Annotated in this window: 14 protein-coding genes and 1 pseudogene; 11 read left to right on the top strand and 4 right to left on the bottom strand. The window is 46.8% G+C overall.

Features of this window, described 5'->3' with window-relative positions:
• The first annotated feature begins 466 nt into the window (after positions 1–466).
• Genes KNQ14_RS00880 through KNQ14_RS00890 form a run of 3 tightly spaced genes read left to right on the top strand, consistent with a single transcriptional unit; the run spans position 467 to position 4022 of the window.
• Positions 467–1852 carry a TcaA 3rd/4th domain-containing protein gene (locus tag KNQ14_RS00880; RefSeq protein ID WP_214859258.1) on the top strand — a complete coding sequence of 462 codons (1386 nt, stop codon included), beginning with the start codon at positions 467–469 and terminating at the stop codon, positions 1850–1852.
• Between the two features lie 20 nt (positions 1853–1872).
• On the top strand, positions 1873–2295 hold the full coding sequence (locus KNQ14_RS00885; RefSeq protein ID WP_035395989.1) for a zinc ribbon domain-containing protein: 423 nt from the start codon (positions 1873–1875) through the stop codon (positions 2293–2295).
• On the top strand, positions 2292–4022 hold the full coding sequence (locus KNQ14_RS00890) for a zinc ribbon domain-containing protein (protein WP_214859260.1): 1731 nt from the start codon (positions 2292–2294) through the stop codon (positions 4020–4022). The genes KNQ14_RS00885 and KNQ14_RS00890 overlap by 4 nt, the downstream gene beginning before the upstream one ends.
• A gap of 42 nt (positions 4023–4064) precedes the next feature.
• On the opposite strand, the gene KNQ14_RS00895 is transcribed toward KNQ14_RS00890, so the two are convergent.
• Both KNQ14_RS00895 and KNQ14_RS00900 read right to left on the bottom strand, forming a co-directional pair.
• A complete protein-coding gene (locus tag KNQ14_RS00895) occupies positions 4065–4748 on the bottom strand; it encodes a hypothetical protein (protein WP_174316611.1) in 684 nt (227 codons plus the stop codon).
• Positions 4745–5464, bottom strand: coding sequence for a hypothetical protein (locus tag KNQ14_RS00900; protein ID WP_214859262.1), 720 nt, complete (start codon positions 5462–5464; stop codon positions 4745–4747). The genes KNQ14_RS00895 and KNQ14_RS00900 overlap by 4 nt, the downstream gene beginning before the upstream one ends.
• A 115-nt stretch (positions 5465–5579) precedes the next feature.
• Between KNQ14_RS00900 and KNQ14_RS00905 the strand changes: the two genes are divergently transcribed.
• Positions 5580–6812 carry a J domain-containing protein gene (locus tag KNQ14_RS00905; RefSeq protein ID WP_214859269.1) on the top strand — a complete coding sequence of 411 codons (1233 nt, stop codon included), beginning with the start codon at positions 5580–5582 and terminating at the stop codon, positions 6810–6812.
• Between the two features lie 408 nt (positions 6813–7220).
• The gene (locus KNQ14_RS00910) at positions 7221–7967 is read left to right on the top strand and encodes a creatininase family protein (RefSeq protein ID WP_214859271.1); all 747 of its coding nucleotides are present in this window, start codon (positions 7221–7223) and stop codon (positions 7965–7967) included.
• Positions 7968–8000: 33 nt separating this feature from the next.
• On the opposite strand, the pseudogene KNQ14_RS00915 reads toward KNQ14_RS00910, so the two are convergent.
• Together KNQ14_RS00915 and KNQ14_RS00920 are read right to left on the bottom strand one after the other, a co-directional pair.
• Positions 8001–8189 (bottom strand): annotated as a pseudogene (locus KNQ14_RS00915) (helix-turn-helix domain-containing protein); the annotation flags it as partial.
• A 206-nt stretch (positions 8190–8395) separates the two neighbouring features.
• Positions 8396–10711 (bottom strand): bifunctional diguanylate cyclase/phosphodiesterase, encoded by a 2316-nt coding sequence (locus KNQ14_RS00920; protein ID WP_251138252.1) that lies wholly within the window; start codon positions 10709–10711, stop codon positions 8396–8398.
• A gap of 292 nt (positions 10712–11003) precedes the next feature.
• Here KNQ14_RS00920 and KNQ14_RS00925 point away from each other — a divergent pair, with 292 nt between their 5' ends.
• The 6 genes from KNQ14_RS00925 (at position 11004) to KNQ14_RS00950 (ending at position 18069) form a co-directional block, all read left to right on the top strand.
• Entirely contained in the window at positions 11004–11675 is a 672-nt protein-coding gene (locus tag KNQ14_RS00925) for a response regulator transcription factor (RefSeq protein ID WP_023469441.1), read from the top strand.
• Positions 11660–13057, top strand: coding sequence for a HAMP domain-containing sensor histidine kinase (locus tag KNQ14_RS00930; RefSeq protein WP_214859273.1), 1398 nt, complete (start codon positions 11660–11662; stop codon positions 13055–13057). Before KNQ14_RS00925 ends, KNQ14_RS00930 begins: the two co-directional genes overlap by 16 nt.
• A gap of 95 nt (positions 13058–13152) precedes the next feature.
• Positions 13153–13929, top strand: coding sequence for a DUF3919 family protein (locus tag KNQ14_RS00935; RefSeq protein WP_214859275.1), 777 nt, complete (start codon positions 13153–13155; stop codon positions 13927–13929).
• Positions 13926–14915: an ABC transporter substrate-binding protein gene (locus KNQ14_RS00940; protein ID WP_214859277.1), complete on the top strand. Its 990-nt coding sequence runs from the start codon at positions 13926–13928 to the stop codon at positions 14913–14915. Before KNQ14_RS00935 ends, KNQ14_RS00940 begins: the two co-directional genes overlap by 4 nt.
• Before the next feature lie 35 nt (positions 14916–14950).
• The gene (gene uhpT, locus KNQ14_RS00945) at positions 14951–16360 is read left to right on the top strand and encodes a hexose-6-phosphate:phosphate antiporter (RefSeq protein WP_214859279.1); all 1410 of its coding nucleotides are present in this window, start codon (positions 14951–14953) and stop codon (positions 16358–16360) included.
• 179 nt (positions 16361–16539) lie between these two features.
• Positions 16540–18069, top strand: a complete 1530-nt coding sequence (locus KNQ14_RS00950) for an FAD-dependent oxidoreductase (RefSeq protein WP_214859281.1) — start codon at positions 16540–16542, stop codon at positions 18067–18069.
• Position 18070 lies beyond the last annotated feature (1 nt).

Genomic DNA, 18070 nt, shown 5'->3' on the forward strand with positions numbered 1-18070 from the left:
AAAAAGCCTCCTAATTAAAATGATTTACAAATTCATCTAAATTATACAATGTTTTTCATTGAAATCCTAATCTATTTAGGATGAATGAAAATTGATGAAGTAAAAATGATTTCATTAAAAAATAGTGAAGTGAATAAATTGGCAAGAATGATATCCGATTGTTATTTTAGAATTCAAGAAAGGATTCAACACGATGACCAGCGCTATACATTAAAAATAATCACTGAGGAAAGATAAGGGTGGCAGATCATCATTCTGCCACCCTTATCTTTGTGTAGCTCGACTTTTGAGTTAATCCTTTTATCCGTACAACTGCATTTGGTAAACAGTTTTTACATTTTTTATTTGATATTAAAATTAGATTCTAAAATATTCTGATGAAATATAGTAAAAAAGTTGAATGCATGTTAGTATTTTCTATGGTTATTTTTTACTATAAATAGATGACGAGTGAGGAGGACATCGAATGGCATGTGTGAACTGTTCGGATGCCGCAAGACGTGGACTGAAATTTTGTCCAAGTTGCGGTGATGCCCTAGAAAAACATGTAGAACACCCAGAACCTGTGAAAACAGAACGGGATGCGAGACCCGCGCGCTCTAAAAAGATGAGCAAGTCTGCGAAAGCAATTCTTCTGTCTGTCGTGTTAGTGGTCGTAGCAGGCGGCGCCTATTATGGACTCGCTACGCAATGGTTCACAGTTGAAGCGACGACGAATGAAGTACGTGACGCGATTCGCTCAGGTGACGCTGCGTTACTTGCTGAGCATACAGAATTTAATGGAAAGCCGATCGACCAAAAAATGGCACAACGCTTTTTAGACGCCTTGAAAGAGGCGCCGGAACAAAAGAAATCATTCATGGATTATTTATTGATGGCTGGTGCGTCGATTCAAGCAGAAAACGAAAGTGACGTTCCTGGTCAAATCGTAGCAAACGGTCGTCAGCTCGGTATTTTCAAGGATTACCGACTCCGTCTGGATACGGTCAAAACGGAAGTCGTCAGTAATTTTAAAGGAACAAAGGTCACACTCGTGAATCCGGTCGGGACGGAAAGCAGCAAGGCGTCGGAAGAAGGCATCATGATGGACGGTGTCTATCCGGGATTGACCGATGCGAAGATTGCGTATGACGGTGAATATGGAAAAGAAACGAGTGAGGTCACGATCAACCCGTTGACGCTAGATGCGTCGGATCGCAAATTCGAAATCACGTTAAAAGGGGATGCAATCGAACTGGATCAGACCTATCCGGATGCCTATTTGATCGTTGACGGGAAGTCGACTTCTAAACAAGTGTCGGACTTGAAGAACTACGGACCGATCCCGAAAAACGGAATCAAGCTCTCAGTCGAGAATGACTTCCCGTGGGGAGAAGAAACGTCAGATGAGATTCTCGTCAAACCCGATACGAAAAAAGCGACCTTCACATTCAAACCGTCTGAAGCCGTTTTAAACGAACTTCAGGGAGTCGTCGAAGCGCATGCATCTGACTGGGTCGATGCAGCGATCTATCAGGATACGAGTTACTTCTCGCTCGTTGATGATGCGTCATATCTCGCAAAACAACAAAAGAACTATGACGATTGGAGCCGGAAGGACTTGGAGTGGGACGGTGAATTCATGAACGCATCGATTGATCGTTCTTCAGCGAAGTTCGTCGAATATGGCGATACGGTCGGCATCGAAGTCATGGCGACGACATACATCCGGGGTGAAATGTACACACCGGATAGTGAATCACCAGGAAAATCGACCGCAAAATCCCTCTTCCGTTATCTCTTCACGTATACGAGTGGTGAAGATAGTTATGAAGAAGAGTTCCGAATTCAGCAAGCAACGAACATCAAATGAACATAAGGGAGGCTATACAGATGATGGATTGGCAATCAGTCAAATCACGTTTTCAAGGAATGACAGCAAAAGAATTACAGGAACAGGCCGAGCAAGCACGACGTGAGAAAGGGCGCTTGTTGTATGAAATCGGTGAGCGGCATTACATGAAGCTCCGAAGTGAAGGACGTCGTCAAGAAATCGAGGAGATTCTTGCGCAAGAAGTACTCGTATTTGGCGCCTTGTCACGGATCGACGAGATGGAAGTCGAAGCGGCTCAAAAACAATGCAAGTCATGCCGTACGACGCTTGAGCCAGGCGCGAAGTTCTGCGGGAAATGCGGTACGTCCGTCCCGCGCGAGAACGAACAAGCGAAAGTTGAATGCATGACGTGCCACACGCCACAACGAAGTGAGCAACACTATTGCACATGTTGTGGATCGGAAATGGGGCAACGTCTATGAAATATTGTTCGACCTGTGGACAAGCGCATGCTCCGCACGCCCAGTACTGCGAAGTAGACGGAACACCCTTAGACAAGCAGGGTCGTCCTATCCGTTTTGAACAAGCTGCGCATTTCTGTGTCGGTTGCGGTACACAAATGGATGGTCGTTCGTCCTACTGTCCGAATTGTGGACATTCGCGTCTTGTCGCCGCGACATCGGAAGAATCGCTCGTGGATCGTCTACCGGGCATGCACGATATTCGACAAAAGCTAAAGTCGCAAGATTGGAATGTGAATCTTCCGTGGAAAGAGCGGGGACGAGCATTCTTATCGCGATTCGATCTATCACTCGGGAATCCGAGTCTTGCGATTGGTAGTATCACTGGGGTCATCTTTTTTGCTGCCATCATCGTCTTCTTATTCATCATGCTGGGTCTTCTCAGCGATAATCCGGCACTCGAAGGAGTCAAGACGGTGCAACAAAACATGGGAGACGACTTTAGTACGTTCGGTATGTTCTTCTTCCTCGCATTCGTTGCCCTTGCTGGTCTACAACTGACATCGAGTGAAGACTTGAAGTCGCGCTTTCTGACGGAAGTGACAGGCAACGATACGGAATATTTCTCTGAAATTCAAAAAGCCGTCAATCAGCTTGATTTTCATATTTTCTCAGGGCACTTCTTGTTGTCCTTGCCGGGGTTATTTCTTCTTATCGGAAGTGCCTGGTTACTCGAACGCGGTGGTGTCATCGGAATCAAGGCGACATCGTGGAATGAACGCATTGAACGTGCTGTCGTCTTTGCCCTGACGTTATCAGTGATCACGCTGGTCGTCGGATTGTTTGCGACGGACTTCGGAATCTTCAATCTACATCTGTTCGCCGGGATGATTCGTATTTTCATTCTATCGTTTGCTGGTGTCCTCTTATTCCAATTCATTGGTCAAACGAATCTCGACGGTTCTTGGCAGGTCGGACGGATTGCCGCGACGACGTTGATGAGCATCTACTTGCTCGGTGTCCTTCTGACATCGTTCGGGCAACTGTATTACATTAATCAGATGGATGAACTGGACGAAGTCGAATTCGGTGAATCCGCAAGCCTTGTTCTGTTGAGTGGCGCATCTCCGTTTTACGCGATGTCACAAGCAGGACAAGTCGACTTCAAGATGACTGTCTTGACGGAAGACTTCCATCTAGGTGCTGCCTTATATGGCGAAGACCGCTTAAGTGATCTTCAACGGCCGGTCGAAGAAGCCGGAGAAGCATCGAATCTCGGTCGCATTCAAGGAATCATCTACAATCAGATTGAAAATGGAGAAGAGCCGACACTCGATCCGAAAGTGACACGTTTCGATGAGACCGTGGATGCGGGACTGTTGACACGCTTCGCACAAATGGCAGATGCCTCCACGTCGTTCGAAGAAGAACAACTTGTAAATTCAAGTGTCGCCCCGTACGGCTTGATTGCTTTAATTCTGATGTTCGTCATTCACGTCGGAATCGGTTTCCGCTGGATCCGGACGTTACCTGGTGTTGCAATTTATGCTGGTGTGTTCTTGGTCGGTGGACTTCTTTTAGCTTACTTCACACAAGCACGACTTGAAATTCAATGGGACAACGATTTATTAGCCGGTATCGTCGTCTCTACGTTGACATGGTGGAATGCGTTCATGCTCTTCCTCTTCCCGTTCCTCGGCGGATTGGCAGGGTATGGATTGAGCCGCTTCAAAGATACAAAAGGATGATTCAAAAAACGCTTGTCTCCGTTTTCGAAGACAAGCGTTTTATCATAAGGATTGTTTGGTCGTCTGTTCAAAGTCGATCGTCGAGTCCTGCTCAATGCCCATACTATGGAATGTCAGGCTGCCGTCTTCATTAAACGTGATCTCTAAAGCTGACTCATAAAAGTAGAGCATCAAGCTGTTATCGGAATTAAAACGTCCGCTGTACGAATAGTCATCGAGGGGTTGTCCTTCAAAATCACGGGCATCATGAACCGTCAAGGTCGCCTCACGATTCGGACGTGTCACGACATCAATCGTCGCATCGGTATAATCTTGCTCGTACTCGCCTTGATCGCTCGTCGAGTAAGTATAGGTTCCTGCCACGTCACGAAACGCCTTCTCTACTTTATTAAGAGTTCGGTGGCGGCGTGCGGCTTCGTTCGCGAGTGCTCGGTCACCAAACGTCTGGTTCATGACCCGTTCCGCGTAACGTACAGCATCGGTCGTCTGATTCATGAATAAAGCGGCCTCTAGATCATGAAACGCTTTTTGTTGTTGTGTCAGCGCAATCAGACGTTTATCCGTCGCTCCTTCTGCACGAGCTTTCTCACGCCATTGTTGTTCTTCGTAAAGGTCTCCGGAAAGCGTGCTTTGAGCACTTTGCTTTAAGTAAAGATCCGCTGAATCCTTGTTACAGCCACTTAGTACGAGAGCTGTAAAGAGAAGAGGAAGTACACGTGACATCATGAGGTAGCCTCCTTCTTGAACGTTCGTTTAATCGATGTGATGTAATACTGTTCGTCATCGAACGTGATTTCATATTCGACGCTGGCACGATGAGATGGCTGGTTTTCCATATCGAAGTCTCGTCGATCGTATGTTTCGGTCGTCTCGACATGGAAGTGTGTTTCATCAATGGCTTTTATGACGTCGAACGTCATATTCTGTAAGGCGACGTGGCTCGTTGGACTTTCTTCTGAAAAGGCGAGTCGATTGCCGAAGGACTCGCGTTCGTCCTCCGTCAAATCATCGTCTCCATAGAACAAGTCGGCATACGGTATGTATTCATCGAGTGACGAGTCGTAGTATTCCCAGTCACCGCCCGTTTCGTTTCCGATCGAAGGAAGACGCTCGGCATACGTACTCAAAAAGTGGTATAGCGAATCAGGTGATGCCGTATCAAACGTGAGGAAATCCTCAAGTTCGTCATCTGTAAGCTGGTTTCGTTGAGTCGATGAGAAACCTTCCGGCAAGACCTGATCGACATCCGCAGCGGACCGCGTCAGTTCACTTGTTTTAAACAACGGTTGTGCAGCTTGATATTTCAAGTAACCGAACGTACCTCCACCGATACAAAGCATGAGAAGTAACAATCCGATGAACCATGATTTTTTAGATGAACGGGACCGCGGCCGATGATTCTTTTGACCACAGACCGGACAATAGATCATCTGGTCATTCATCGGGGTTTGACAATTCGAACAATGTGACACAAAAAAGCACTCCTTTCTTACCTTTGTCATTATAATGTAAAATAAAGATAAAAAATAACAATATTTTTAAAAAGGAGAGGGAATTATGGATCCATATGAACGATTAGGGATATCGCGTACCTCATCGATGAAAGAATTGGAGCAAGCGTACGCTGAAAAGTTAGAAGCGCATCCAGACGAATCTGAGGAACGGACGGAAATCGAACGAGCATACGTCGTCATCAAGTATGAGAAAAAACAAAAGAATAAGCGGAATAAGCGAACGGTTGGAATCGGAGCGCTCGTTCTTCTGCTCGCTGCCGGTGGAGGGACATATTTCTTCTTGAATCAGGAAGAGACACCTCAAGCGGTCGAGCGTAAAAAACAGAATGCTTCATTCGTCATTGGTGAGGAAGAGAAGAAGAGTGAGGAGAAGACGGATTCGAAATCGTCGCAAGATCCGGAAACACAGCAAAAACCAGACTCGAAGGCAGTATCGGAACAAGACTATAAAGATATCCAAGATATTTCGACACTCTTCTTCCGAGAACTCGAAGATGCATTGACAGACCGAAGTGTCAAAGGACTTTCCGTCAGCACCGATACGTACAATCAGACATTCCAAGGAAGCTTGAATGACTTAGTCACAGGCGGATACATCTTTGACGGAGAGCTCAGCGTCAAGGACATTCCTCAAAACGACATCACGATTAAAGGAGACCAAGCAACGGTCAAAGCGACGGTCGACTATTCCTCTCGGTCGTACCAACCCTATCTACATGAACGTCCGGAATCGAGTACGATCGTCTGGGAATTGAATCTCGTCAAGTCCGGGAAAGACTGGCTCGTCAATCAGCGGAAATCTCTCTCGGATTCAGCGGACGGTAGAGGGATGGAAGTCCGGGAGTCCGTCAAAGGAGATATCATCGATACGGTTCACCAGCATGCGAAGGAATGGGAGCAGGCATATATCGATAAAGACACGTCTGCGTTCACGTTATTCACGTCGGCTGCTTACTTGAACAAACAAAAAAGTTATTATGCCAGCATGAACAAACGTGGTGTCTATTGGGATGGATACCTCGATTCGGTCGAATATTCACCGACATCGATCACGGTCAGCGAAAAAGCAACGGATTTATCGGCTACGGTCGAAGCACTCTGCTATTACGAGGGTGATTATTATCGAGAAGAGGATGATTCTCTTGAGGAGAGCGACCCAGGAGAAGACGTCCCGTTCAAGTATTATCTAAAATATGATGTGAAGAATGAACGATGGTACATCGTGGATTCACAACCACTGAAATCATTTAGCCAAAACGATACGACGACCTATTAAATCGGAGAAGAACTTCTCGTGAGAAACATCGTAGTAGCATCGACACTTGCTCTTATGCTCAGCTCGAAGACGTAGAACTCCCTAATGCCCTAGGAGCGGTCATCTTCAAAGAACATGATGCATCAGGAGCATGGAAATACAAAATGGCAAATGACTACAAATCAATCAGATAAAGTTTGCGAAAACGGTCGGAATCGACCGTTTTTTTCGTGCTTAGCTCTGCAGCAACGGTAACGTTATGAGAAATTGTCATGTCACGAAAGAATGATGATCTTTTATTTAGATATGTAAGAACACCATACTATTTGTATGGCATCGCATTAACAATAAATGGTTTTTTGGTGGTATAGTCGAATTATTCAGTCTTTCTAAATAAGACTTTTATAAAAATCATCAACGGGGGTACATATGTTAAGTTTTAAAAATTCAACAACAGAAGTGAGTGACAGTGGAACAGATATTGCTATTTTATCAGTTGGAGCGACAGAACAATTTGGACCATACTTGCCAATGCATTTAGATACATTGATCGCAGAAAAATATGCCGAACACTACGGAGAAGTATTAAACGCTTATGTGTTACCAACTATTCCATTTAATACTTCAGAAGAACATGCCAATTGCAAAGGTACTATTACAGTAAGTCCAACAGTTTTGACAACAATGCTAGAAGAAATAATCGTTAATTTGAACAGACAAGGATTCAAAAAGTTCGTCCTTTGTAATGGACACGGAGGTGCATATTGGGAATCTTCATTCGTTAAACATATGAACTACAAATATCCAGAACTACTTGTAATTACTACATATCGTTATTTAGCGTGGGAAGAAGCGTTAGAAGAAGTAAATTTAGAAGGTCACAATGAGATGCACGCAGGGTTATTATCTGTTTGTGCTGCAATGTGGCTATGTCCGGAATTAGTTAAGCTGGAATCTATGGGTTCTGATGTGCCTCCAGAAAACAGAAAGTTTGCTGACTATATGTTTTGGGATAAATTAACCGAAGATGGTTGCTGGGGTAAGTTCGATAAAGAAACATACTCTCCAAATCAACTAGCTGAAATTGGAGAAAAATTTTGGACTTCCTTTATTTCTAAAAGAGGTGAAAACTTGAAAGATATTCTCGAAGAAGCATATCTAAAAAAAATGAATTAAAGATTGCTACCGCACTTCGGTTTCGGTGTTTACGCATTCACTTCGTTTGCTGGCGTACTGAGGAACGTTGATCGCATTGTAGGAAGGATTCCGTTTTAGCTCACGTGAGATCGTAGACGGCTGTCGTCCAAGATGCTGAGCGATCTTTCTCATTAAAAAACCAATCTCTAGATAAGTTTCTATTTTGACTCTTTCTGATATTGTAAGATGAACATAGCTCATAACGAATCCTCTGTTGAAGTTTGTGTGGTAACTCGATTCTACACGAGGTCGTTATGAGTTTTTTTGTGTTTTCAGCTAGTTGTTACACTTAATATTACAATTCGTCTACGAATAAAGATGCTTTACTTGTTGCGCGAATGAGTACTGGCTATTGATTCATAAGGATCATGGCTATTCTAATGTAACTTCGAAAATCAAAAATATAGTCATGCACTTCCATTCGATCGAAGCATTCTTAAATATCGAAATAAGTCTTCTTCTTTTAGTGGGCGACTAAAGTAATAGCCCTGGAAGTAATCGCAACCTTCTCGAGCGAGCCAGTCTGCTTGTTCGATCGTCTCCACTCCCTCGATCAAAACTTCCATTTCCAAATTATGTCCGAGTTGAATCATCGATTGAACGATTGCTTGTTGATTCTTACCGTCAAATAATGAACTGATGAAAGAACGATCAATTTTTAACAACTGAATCGGTAAAGAACGGAGCTGTTTAAAAGACGAGTAACCGGTACCGAAATCGTCCAGTGAGACACGAATGCCCAGTTCTTGTAGTCGCGCAAGCTTATCATACGTCGTCGTCTCATACGATAAGGCGGCAGACTCCGTAATTTCGAGCTCTAGATACATGGGGTCCATCCCTGTCTCAGCAAGAATTGCCTCAACACGCATTAGAAACTTTTGACTTGCAAACTGTAGAGGTGAAACGTTGACGGCAATCGAGAACGGTCCAGGCGTGACATCTTGCCATGCCACCCATCGAAGGCAGGCAGTCCGTAACACCCAGTCACCGAGGGCATGGATTGCGCCAGTATTTTCAGCGACCGGAATGAATTCTGCTGGCGAGACAAAGCCGAGTTCATCGTGCGTCCATCGTGCTAAAACTTCAACACCTATCATTTGTTCCGTAGCCACCATGATTTTCGGTTGATAGACGAGCTCGAACGCTTCTGTTTCAAGTGCTTCAGTCATGAATTTTTCAATCTGTACGGTCCGTAAAATATCATTTCGATTCTCAATCTTGAACTCCTTAATCGTATGTTGTGCTTCATTGAACGAAGCGTGCATTGCTAGTTTTGCATACTCGATCAACTCTTGTGCGATTGTTGTGTCTTCCGGATAATGGCTAATGCCAGCTCGCATCGTAAGCGTGATGACCGTTCCATCAATATCAAACGGTTGCGATAAGGCGGCGTAACATTTCTCGGCTTTCTGTGTCGCGAGTTGACTCCGTTCGTCGCTGAGGATGACGAGAAATTCGGACGAATCGAGTCGCGCTAGGACATCTTTTTCATGAATCACCGATTGCAGTCGTTCTGCAATTTGAAGTATTAGGCTCTCTACACCTTGATGTCCGAGCATGTCACTGAGGAAACGCCAGCGGTCTACACTGAGTGCCAGACAGGAAATCGGAATTGCTTGTTTGATTTGTTCTTCAATGAACAGGGTGACTTTGTCTCGATTCGGTAAATCCGTCAACCGATCGTGAAAGGCGAGATACTCGAGCTGACGCTGAGATGATACTTGATCCGTAATGTTTCGGAAGAACCAAAGCGTCTGATTCAAGTTCTCTCCCTTGAGCGGATGATTGACGACTTCAAGAATACATTTGTCGACGTGTAGTATCTGACGCGTATGATTCGGAACATCGAGACATAGAGCAGAACTATGTTCGGTTAAATACAAATGACGTTCAGGAAAGAAATGATAGAATAGTGAATTTGCATATTGAATCGTTCCATCTGGATTCGTCGTTACGACACCGTCTTCGGTTGATTCAAGAATCGTCGCTTGGACGAGATCCCGCTTGCGTAGTTGGAGATCAAATAAAACAGAAGCGAAGAAGACAATGAACAAAAACAGAGTGACAACCGAAACAAGAGTCAAAAGCATTGTCGGTTCGATCACTTGATCACTCGTGAACGATGGAATCATACGAAATTTTAAACCAAGCATACCGACGTGATGCATCCCAAAAATTGCAATTCCCATGACAAAGGCAAAGAAAACTTTTGTCTGAATCATCATCTGTTGCTTCGCATATCGAGAGAAGAAGCCAATCCAGAGCGCAGTCCAAGAAGCTGCAATCGCAATTAAAATCGATAGCAAGACATATCCTAGGTGATATTGAAGCGTCATTCCTTGCAAAGCCGCAATCCCAACATAATGCATCCCTGCGATCGCACTGCCCATTAAAAAGCCTCCGAGGACGAATGATTCACGGGACATCTGGCGTGAGACAAGATAAAATCCTAAAATACATCCAATCATCGCGATAATGACGGACAGAAAGACGAGCGGAAAAGAATAAGTGGCATCCTTCAAGGTACCATGTCCAAGCATCGCGACGAAGTGCATCGACCAGATGCCAAGACCTAAAATTGATCCACCGGCAATTAGCCAAACATGTTTTGAACGATTAGTTGCCGTTTTGACGCGACCAGCGAGCTCGATTGCGATGTAAGCGGATGTCGCTGCAATGAGATAAGACAACGTGATGAGTAAAAAGTCAGTATGAGAATGCATCGTGTGGGTTGGCATGATGGACGAAGTCACCTCGACAGAGTGGAATGATTAATCGAATTATAAAGGTGTAATCTAGATACCCTTTTTTGAGGGATCGTATACATGTTATGCGTCTTCTGAAAATGTATAAAAAAGTATCAAACTTATGAGGTTTTATCAAGCAATCCTACAGGTGATGAGACGTTGATTATCCAAAGCATATTTATAGTTATGATGAAAGTGAGCTGACCGTGTAAACGATTCCATGATACGCTAGGGGCCAGAAAAGATTGTCTAGAAAGAAGGAATTCCTATGCATATTCTTGTCATTGATGATGAGGCGAGCATCCGGCATCTCGTCAAACTACAACTTGAGCTCGATGGTCAGACGGTCGAGACGGCAGCGGACGGGGCAACGGCACTCGCATTGCAAGAGACGCAGACGTTTGATTTGATCGTCCTCGATTTGATGCTCCCGGATACGACCGGCTTCGATTTGATTCCCAAGCTGCGGAAGACGACACCTGATTTGCCGATCTTGATGCTGACAGCACGTGATCAAATGAATGATAAGATCATCGGTCTGCAGCTCGGAGCGGATGATTATATGACGAAACCGTTTAATGGAACAGAGCTCGTTTTACGTGTGAAAAATCTGTTGAAACGTGTAAAGACGGTCGCACCACCCATGCCTGTCGTGACGGATCCTTTCTTATCGGTTGATCCGGAAGAACGCGTCATTCGTCTCGATGGTCAACCGTTGCCGCTGACGTACCGAGAGTATGCGTTGCTCGCACTCTTCCTGACCCATCCGAAACGGGTCTTCGAGCGTGACGAACTGCTCGAGCAGGTCTGGGGCTTTGACTTCTCCGGTCAGACCCGTGCCGTCGATATTATGGTCCAGCGCTTACGGAAGAAACTCGGAGCGCAAGGGGAGCGGATCAAGACGATTTACGGTGTCGGCTACAAATGGGTCGACGCATGAAGCTACGTCAAGTCATCACGGAAAACTTCGTTTTGCTCCTCGTTCCGGCACTGCTCGTTCTCTTCTTGATTCTTTATGCCTTCATCCAATCGAACCTCTATGAGAACGCTGTCGAGTCTGTCCAAAAACTGAGTCGGGAAGCAGAACTCTATACGACGAACTATCTCGCGAGCGAAGAAACGGACTCGCTCGCCGATACGGCTGTCCCAATCGCTTCATATTTAGCAGACCGGTTTGACGCGCGCGTCCAACTGTTCGGACCGAATGCGGAACTACTCGCCGATTCGGAGCGCGATCAATTACCGCTTCTCGCAGGGGACATTGATCAAGCCTTAAAAGGAAAATCGAGTTATCTGTTCCTCAAAGAGACCGATGTTCCTGTGCTATTCTTCTCGAGCCCGCTGTATGGTGAGACAGACGTCATCGGTTCAGTCCGCTTTCTCGTCGATCTCCGGACGGAAGCGGAACTGCTTCGACAATTTACCTATGTCTTCACCGGTGTGTTTCTGATGTTGATTGTGATTGCCGTTTGGACAGCGCGGCGGATGGCGAAGACGTTAATTGGACCAATCGACGATTTACGTAGCGTCTCGCATGCCTTGACGAAGGGGCATTATGCAAACGCACTTCCAGCCTATCCATACGAAGAACTGAATCGACTGGCAGCGGACTTTTCGACGCTTGCTGACGCGATTCAGCACAACATCGGGCAGTTGGAGCGACAACGAAATGATCAACAGACGTTCATCGATCACATCACCCATGAACTCCGAACACCGATGACGGCGATCATGGGCTATGTCGAGTTAATTCCGAAACTGCCGCCAGACGAAGCGGCACACTGTTACCACTACATCGAAGTCGAGAGCCAGCGCTTATTACGACTCGTCTCGCATAATCTCGAACAGGCGAAACAACAGCGCAACGAACGCCACGCGACGTCGACGATGTTCGCACTCGATGCCTTGCTCGCAGACGCCTTATTCATCATGCAACTGCGACTTGACGGACAAGGGATTCAAGTCGAACAAGATGTTCCTTCTATTTACGTGCTCGGACAACCGGATCAGACGAAGCAAGTCTTGTTAAATCTTCTCGAGAATGCCGTCAAGTACAGTGACGCGATGTCGGTGACGTTCGCAGCAGTCAGTACGGACACGAGCTTACAACTTCTCATGACAGATGACGGAATTGGTATGGATCCAGCTGTCCTTACCGAATGGAAGGAGGAGCAACATAGTCTGACGACTGCGAGTGGGAATGGACTCGGTCTACCGCTATGCCGACGTCTGATGCAGGAACAAGGTGGCGATTTTGCACTTGAAAGTGATACGAGCGGTACACGTATCACACTTACCTTCCGATTAGCCGATCAAACGTGATGTAATCGCTTACAAATGATACATTTACGAAACAATTCGACCGGATTTACGAAACAATTGCCCCGTAATCTAAGAATCAAGCAAGGAGAGGAATCATGAAAGCATCGACCATCGCCTATCTCTTCCTGATGGGGGTCTTGTTTGCCCTCGGTCTTCTTTTGCTTCAGCAGACGGTCTTCGGACGCTTACATGTCCTCGATGAACCGAAACGACTGAATGCTTCCGATGACTCGCTGCCGACTGAGTTGACATTACGTCACCGGGCATGGGGGGAGCAGACGGTAGAAGACGGAACGGAAGTCCAGCGCATCACGACGCTATTGAAGCAAATGAAGACGGTGACAAACGGGACCTGTCCAGCAGATACTGCGACATTTAACGGGACGCTCCGTTTTTTAAACGGAACGACGTGGACGTTCTCGCTCGGGGAAAACATGACACTGAATGGACAATGTGTCGCGAAACGTCCCAGCACCCAAACGACGACATTAAAAGCACGGTTCTTAAACGCCTACCACGAACCGGAACAGCTCGCGCGTCAGTTTGCTGAGGCGGAAGTCGTGACATGGTATGCAGCGGGACGGTCGCGTACTCTAACCGCACGCGAGCGTGAAGACGTCAAGCGTCGCCTGGCGCAAGCAGAGCCGATGACGGACTACGAAGAAGTCGGTCAGGCACTTGATGCGAGTCAGCGGCAGCCGCGCATTCTCAAGCTCCAGCGGTTCAAGAATGAGCAGAATACGCGTGCCAATCTGCTGAATATCACCGTGTACGAGACGTTGTTTAGCGTTCAGTACATGGATGATGACAATGGAAACACTTTCTATTTAAAAGGACAACTCCTGCCGACCGGGAAGGAGGCAGATCGATGAGAAAAGGAATGCTCTTCTTGCTGAGTATCATTTGTCTCATGAGCATTTGGATCGTCCGCAACAATGAACAGACGAAGCAGGGGACAGCCGCGCGGGAAACCGTTCCGCATTTGACGGCGTATGTCTCCGCGAAAGAGGATATCGGTCGCGCCTTGCTGTCGTCATATTGTGAGCAGGCGGGTTGTACGTATGAGTTCGTGCGCCTGTCGACAGAAGAACTCGTCCGGCGTGTGACGAAGGAAGCGGATCATCCGCGCGCCGACGTCATCATCGGCGGAACGTGGGATGCCCACCAGACGCTCAAACAACGGGGATTATCGACACCGTTCCCAAGCGACATGGATCAAGCGGAACTGCAGGATCCGGATCGCTACTGGATCGGCTATGAAGTCGAACGCCTCGCGATCGTCATCAATACAGACGTTTGGAACGAGCGGTTCGGAGCAGTAGCTTATCCGAAAACGCTGGCTGACTTGACGGCGAAGCGGTATCAGGACGAGTTGATTTTGCCGGATCCGAACCATTCTGGTACCGGTGCGACGATTCTGCAAGCGGTCTTTGACGGATACGGGACGAAGGCGGAAGATGTCTTACGCCAGTTAATCGAGCGAACGCGACTGTTCACGGCGAACGGCTTTGCACCGACGTCGTATGTCGCCAGTGGGGAAGCGATGCTTGGTGTCAATTTCATCGGGGATCAACAATCGCTGCGCGAAAAGTATTATCCGGTCAAAAGCATTCCACTCGATACGTACTCGATCAACGCGATTTCAAAGCTGAAAGGACGGACGCAACAAAAGCAGGCGAACGCCTTCATGCGTTTCGTGCTCTCAGCAGACGGTCAGGCCATCTTGCGGAAAGTCTCGTTTGGTACGCCGACCTATGCGATCGCGAAGACACAACCGATCCAGCAAAACGTCGGACAGGATATCGTCGCCGATTACCGGGACTATCTCCGTCGATTCAATCAGCTCCAGGACAAATGATGCGAAGACTCTGATTCAGATAGGGGAAATGGAAGATGGGCTTCTTCAGCATCAAAAAATTGCCGAATGCCGGCATACCAATCGAAGTACAACGGAAACAATGGTTACAACAATTCTTAAAGGCCTTCTTAGTCGTCTTCTTCTCATATATGGCGATGTATCTCATCCGAAACAACTTCAAGGCAGCGCAACCGCTCTTGAAAGAGGAACTGGGCTTTACGACGACGGAACTTGGTTATATCGGCTTCGCCTTCTCGATTACATACGGAATCGGGAAAACATTGCTCGGCTACTTCGTTGACGGGAAAAACACGAAACGTGTCATCTCGTTCTTATTAATTTTATCGTCTTTGATCGTCACCGCGATGGGACTGTTGATGAGTGCCGGTGGAAGTCCAGTCGGTCTCTTGATGGTTCTTTGGGGGCTCAGTGGATTCTTCCAATCGGTCGGGGGACCATCGTCGTACTCGACGATTGCCCGCTGGACACCGTTTGAAAAACGTGGGCGTTACCTCGGTTTCTGGAACGTTTCGCACAACATCGGTGGAGCGATTGCCGGGGGTCTCGCCCTTTGGGGAGCGAACGTCTTCTTTAACGGCAGTGTCGTCGGGATGTTCATCTTCCCAGCTGCGATCGCGCTCGTCATCGGGATCGTCGGGATGTTCATCGGGAAGGATGATCCGGAGGAACTCGGGTGGAACCGGAGTGAAGAAATCTTCGAGGAACCGATTGAACCGGAAAATATCGCTGCAGAAAGTATGACAAAATGGCAAATCTTTAAAACGTACGTCATCTCGAACCCCTGGATCTGGACGCTCTGTATCGCGAACGTCTTCGTCTACATCGTCCGAATCGGGATTGATAACTGGGCGCCGCTCTATGTCACGGAACACTTGCACTTCAGTACGGAAAGTGCTGTCAATACGATCTTCTTCTTTGAAATTGGTGCGTTATGCGGCAGTATGATTTGGGGTTACGTATCCGACTTACTCAAAGGGCGCCGCGCACTCGTTGCCGCGATTTGTCTCTTACTGACGGCTGTCGCAGTTCTTGGTTATCGTTACGGTACGAGTGAAGTCATGATTTACGCTTCATTGTTTGCACTCGGTGCCCTCATTTATGGACCACAGCTCTTGATCGGTGTCTCGGTCATCAGCTTCGCACCGAAACAAGCGACAACGGTCACGAACGGGATGGTCGGTACGTTCGGTTACTTGTTCGGTGATTCGATCGCGAAAGTCGGTCTCGCAAAAATCGCTGACCCGGAAACGAACGGTCTAACGATCGGTTCCGTTACGTTGCACGGTTGGAGTGACACGTTCGTCATCTTTAATGCTGCGTTACTGTTCGGTTTAATCGCCCTCGCCATTGTCGCCGTCGTCGAGGAGAAAAAGATTCGCCGCCTCGGACTGCTGGAACGCCAAGCGGAAAAACTAAGTTCATGAATATGGACAGCCTCTTGATTAAAAAGGGGCTGTTTTTTGTTGCTCATATTTAAGGTCCAAAAACTTCGGATGACGTTCTTATATAAAAAATATCTTTTGTGCATGTTTTGTCGCAGACAGGGAAGCACTAATACTATCGAAGTTGATCGTTGTGCCTGTTTGAAGAGAGGAGTTTTTGTATGTCTGAATTATCCGGTTTCCCGTCATCGTATTGGAAAGCATCATCTGCTGGTGTATCGTATCCACCCCTTGAGACAGACACAAAACATGATGTCGTCATCGTTGGAGCTGGCATTGCCGGTTTAGTCACCGCTTTGCAACTCGCAGAACGAGGGTATGACGTGGGTGTTATTGAAGCAGAAGAGGTGGCAGCTGGTACGACTGGATATACGACGGCAAAAGTGTCGTCTCAACATGGTCTCATCTATGATCAATTGATCAAAAGTGTAGGAGAGGACAAGGCACGACTTTATTATCAAGCAAATGAAGAAGCTATTACGTTTCTTCGTCATCAAGTCGAACGTCTTGATCTAGCGTGTGAGCTTGAGACCCAAGATGCGTATCTGTATGTCTCTTCTTCAAAAGAGAATGCGATGGATCGTGAAATCAAAGCGTATGCTCGTCTTGAGATAAACGGTGGCGATGCGACAGATGAAGTACAGAAGAAGTTGCCGTACACCGTGAAGCGGGCGGTCGTTCTGCGCGATCAAGCACAGTTTCATCCCGTCAAGTACTTACAGGGCTTAGCAGAACATTTCGTCCGACAAGGTGGGACGCTGTATGAAAAGTCACGGGCGACGACGATTGAAAGTAATCGAACACCGACGATCGTCCTTGAGAATGGACATCGTATTGAAGCTAAGAAGGTCGTGATCGCAACCCATTTTCCGTTTCATGATTTCAAAGGATTATATTTTTCGAAGCTTGAAGTTCATCGATCGTACATCGTTTCAGGATTCGTCGACGATTCGTTTCCTGACGGTATGTTCATGAGTGCCGATCAACCAAGTCGTTCTTTACGACACACACGTACTTCGGACGGTCGTCGATTAGGACTGTTTGGTGGTGAAAATCATTTATCGGGTCACGAAACGGAAACGATGGCACGTTATCAGCACTTAGCTGATTTTGCGACGAACGCCTTTCAAGTGGAAACGTTCGACCGATTTTGGTCGGCGCAGGACTTAATTACACTGGATCACATCCCGTATGTCGGTCAAATGACAGCAGATGACCCGAACGTCTTTGTCGCAACCGGATTTGCAAAATGGGGCATGACGAATGGTATTGCGGCAGGACTGTTACTCAGTGATCTTTTAACTGGGACACCGAATCGGTTTCGACATCTGTTTGATCCGACGCGATCAAAACTTAAAGCAGTCGACGCGACCCAATTCATCAAGAATAACGCGGATGTCGCGATCGAACTCGTAAAAGGGAAAGTATCAAAAGCACATCGTGACGCAAAAGATCTTCAGCCTGACGAAGGAGGACTTGTGCGGCATCATGGAAAGACAGTCGGGGGATATCGTGATCCTGCCGGAAGTCTTCATCTCGTTTCAACGACGTGTACCCATATGGGATGTGATACGAAGTGGAATGCAGCCGAACGCTCATGGGACTGTCCGTGCCATGGTTCGCGCTTTGCACACGACGGGGCAGTGATGGAAGGACCTGCTGTTAAACCGTTAAAAAAGAGGGAAGAGTAAA

Origin of the sequence: Exiguobacterium sp. s161, from assembly GCF_018619045.1 — a bacterium.
Lineage (GTDB): Bacteria > Bacillota > Bacilli > Exiguobacteriales > Exiguobacteriaceae > Exiguobacterium_A > Exiguobacterium_A indicum.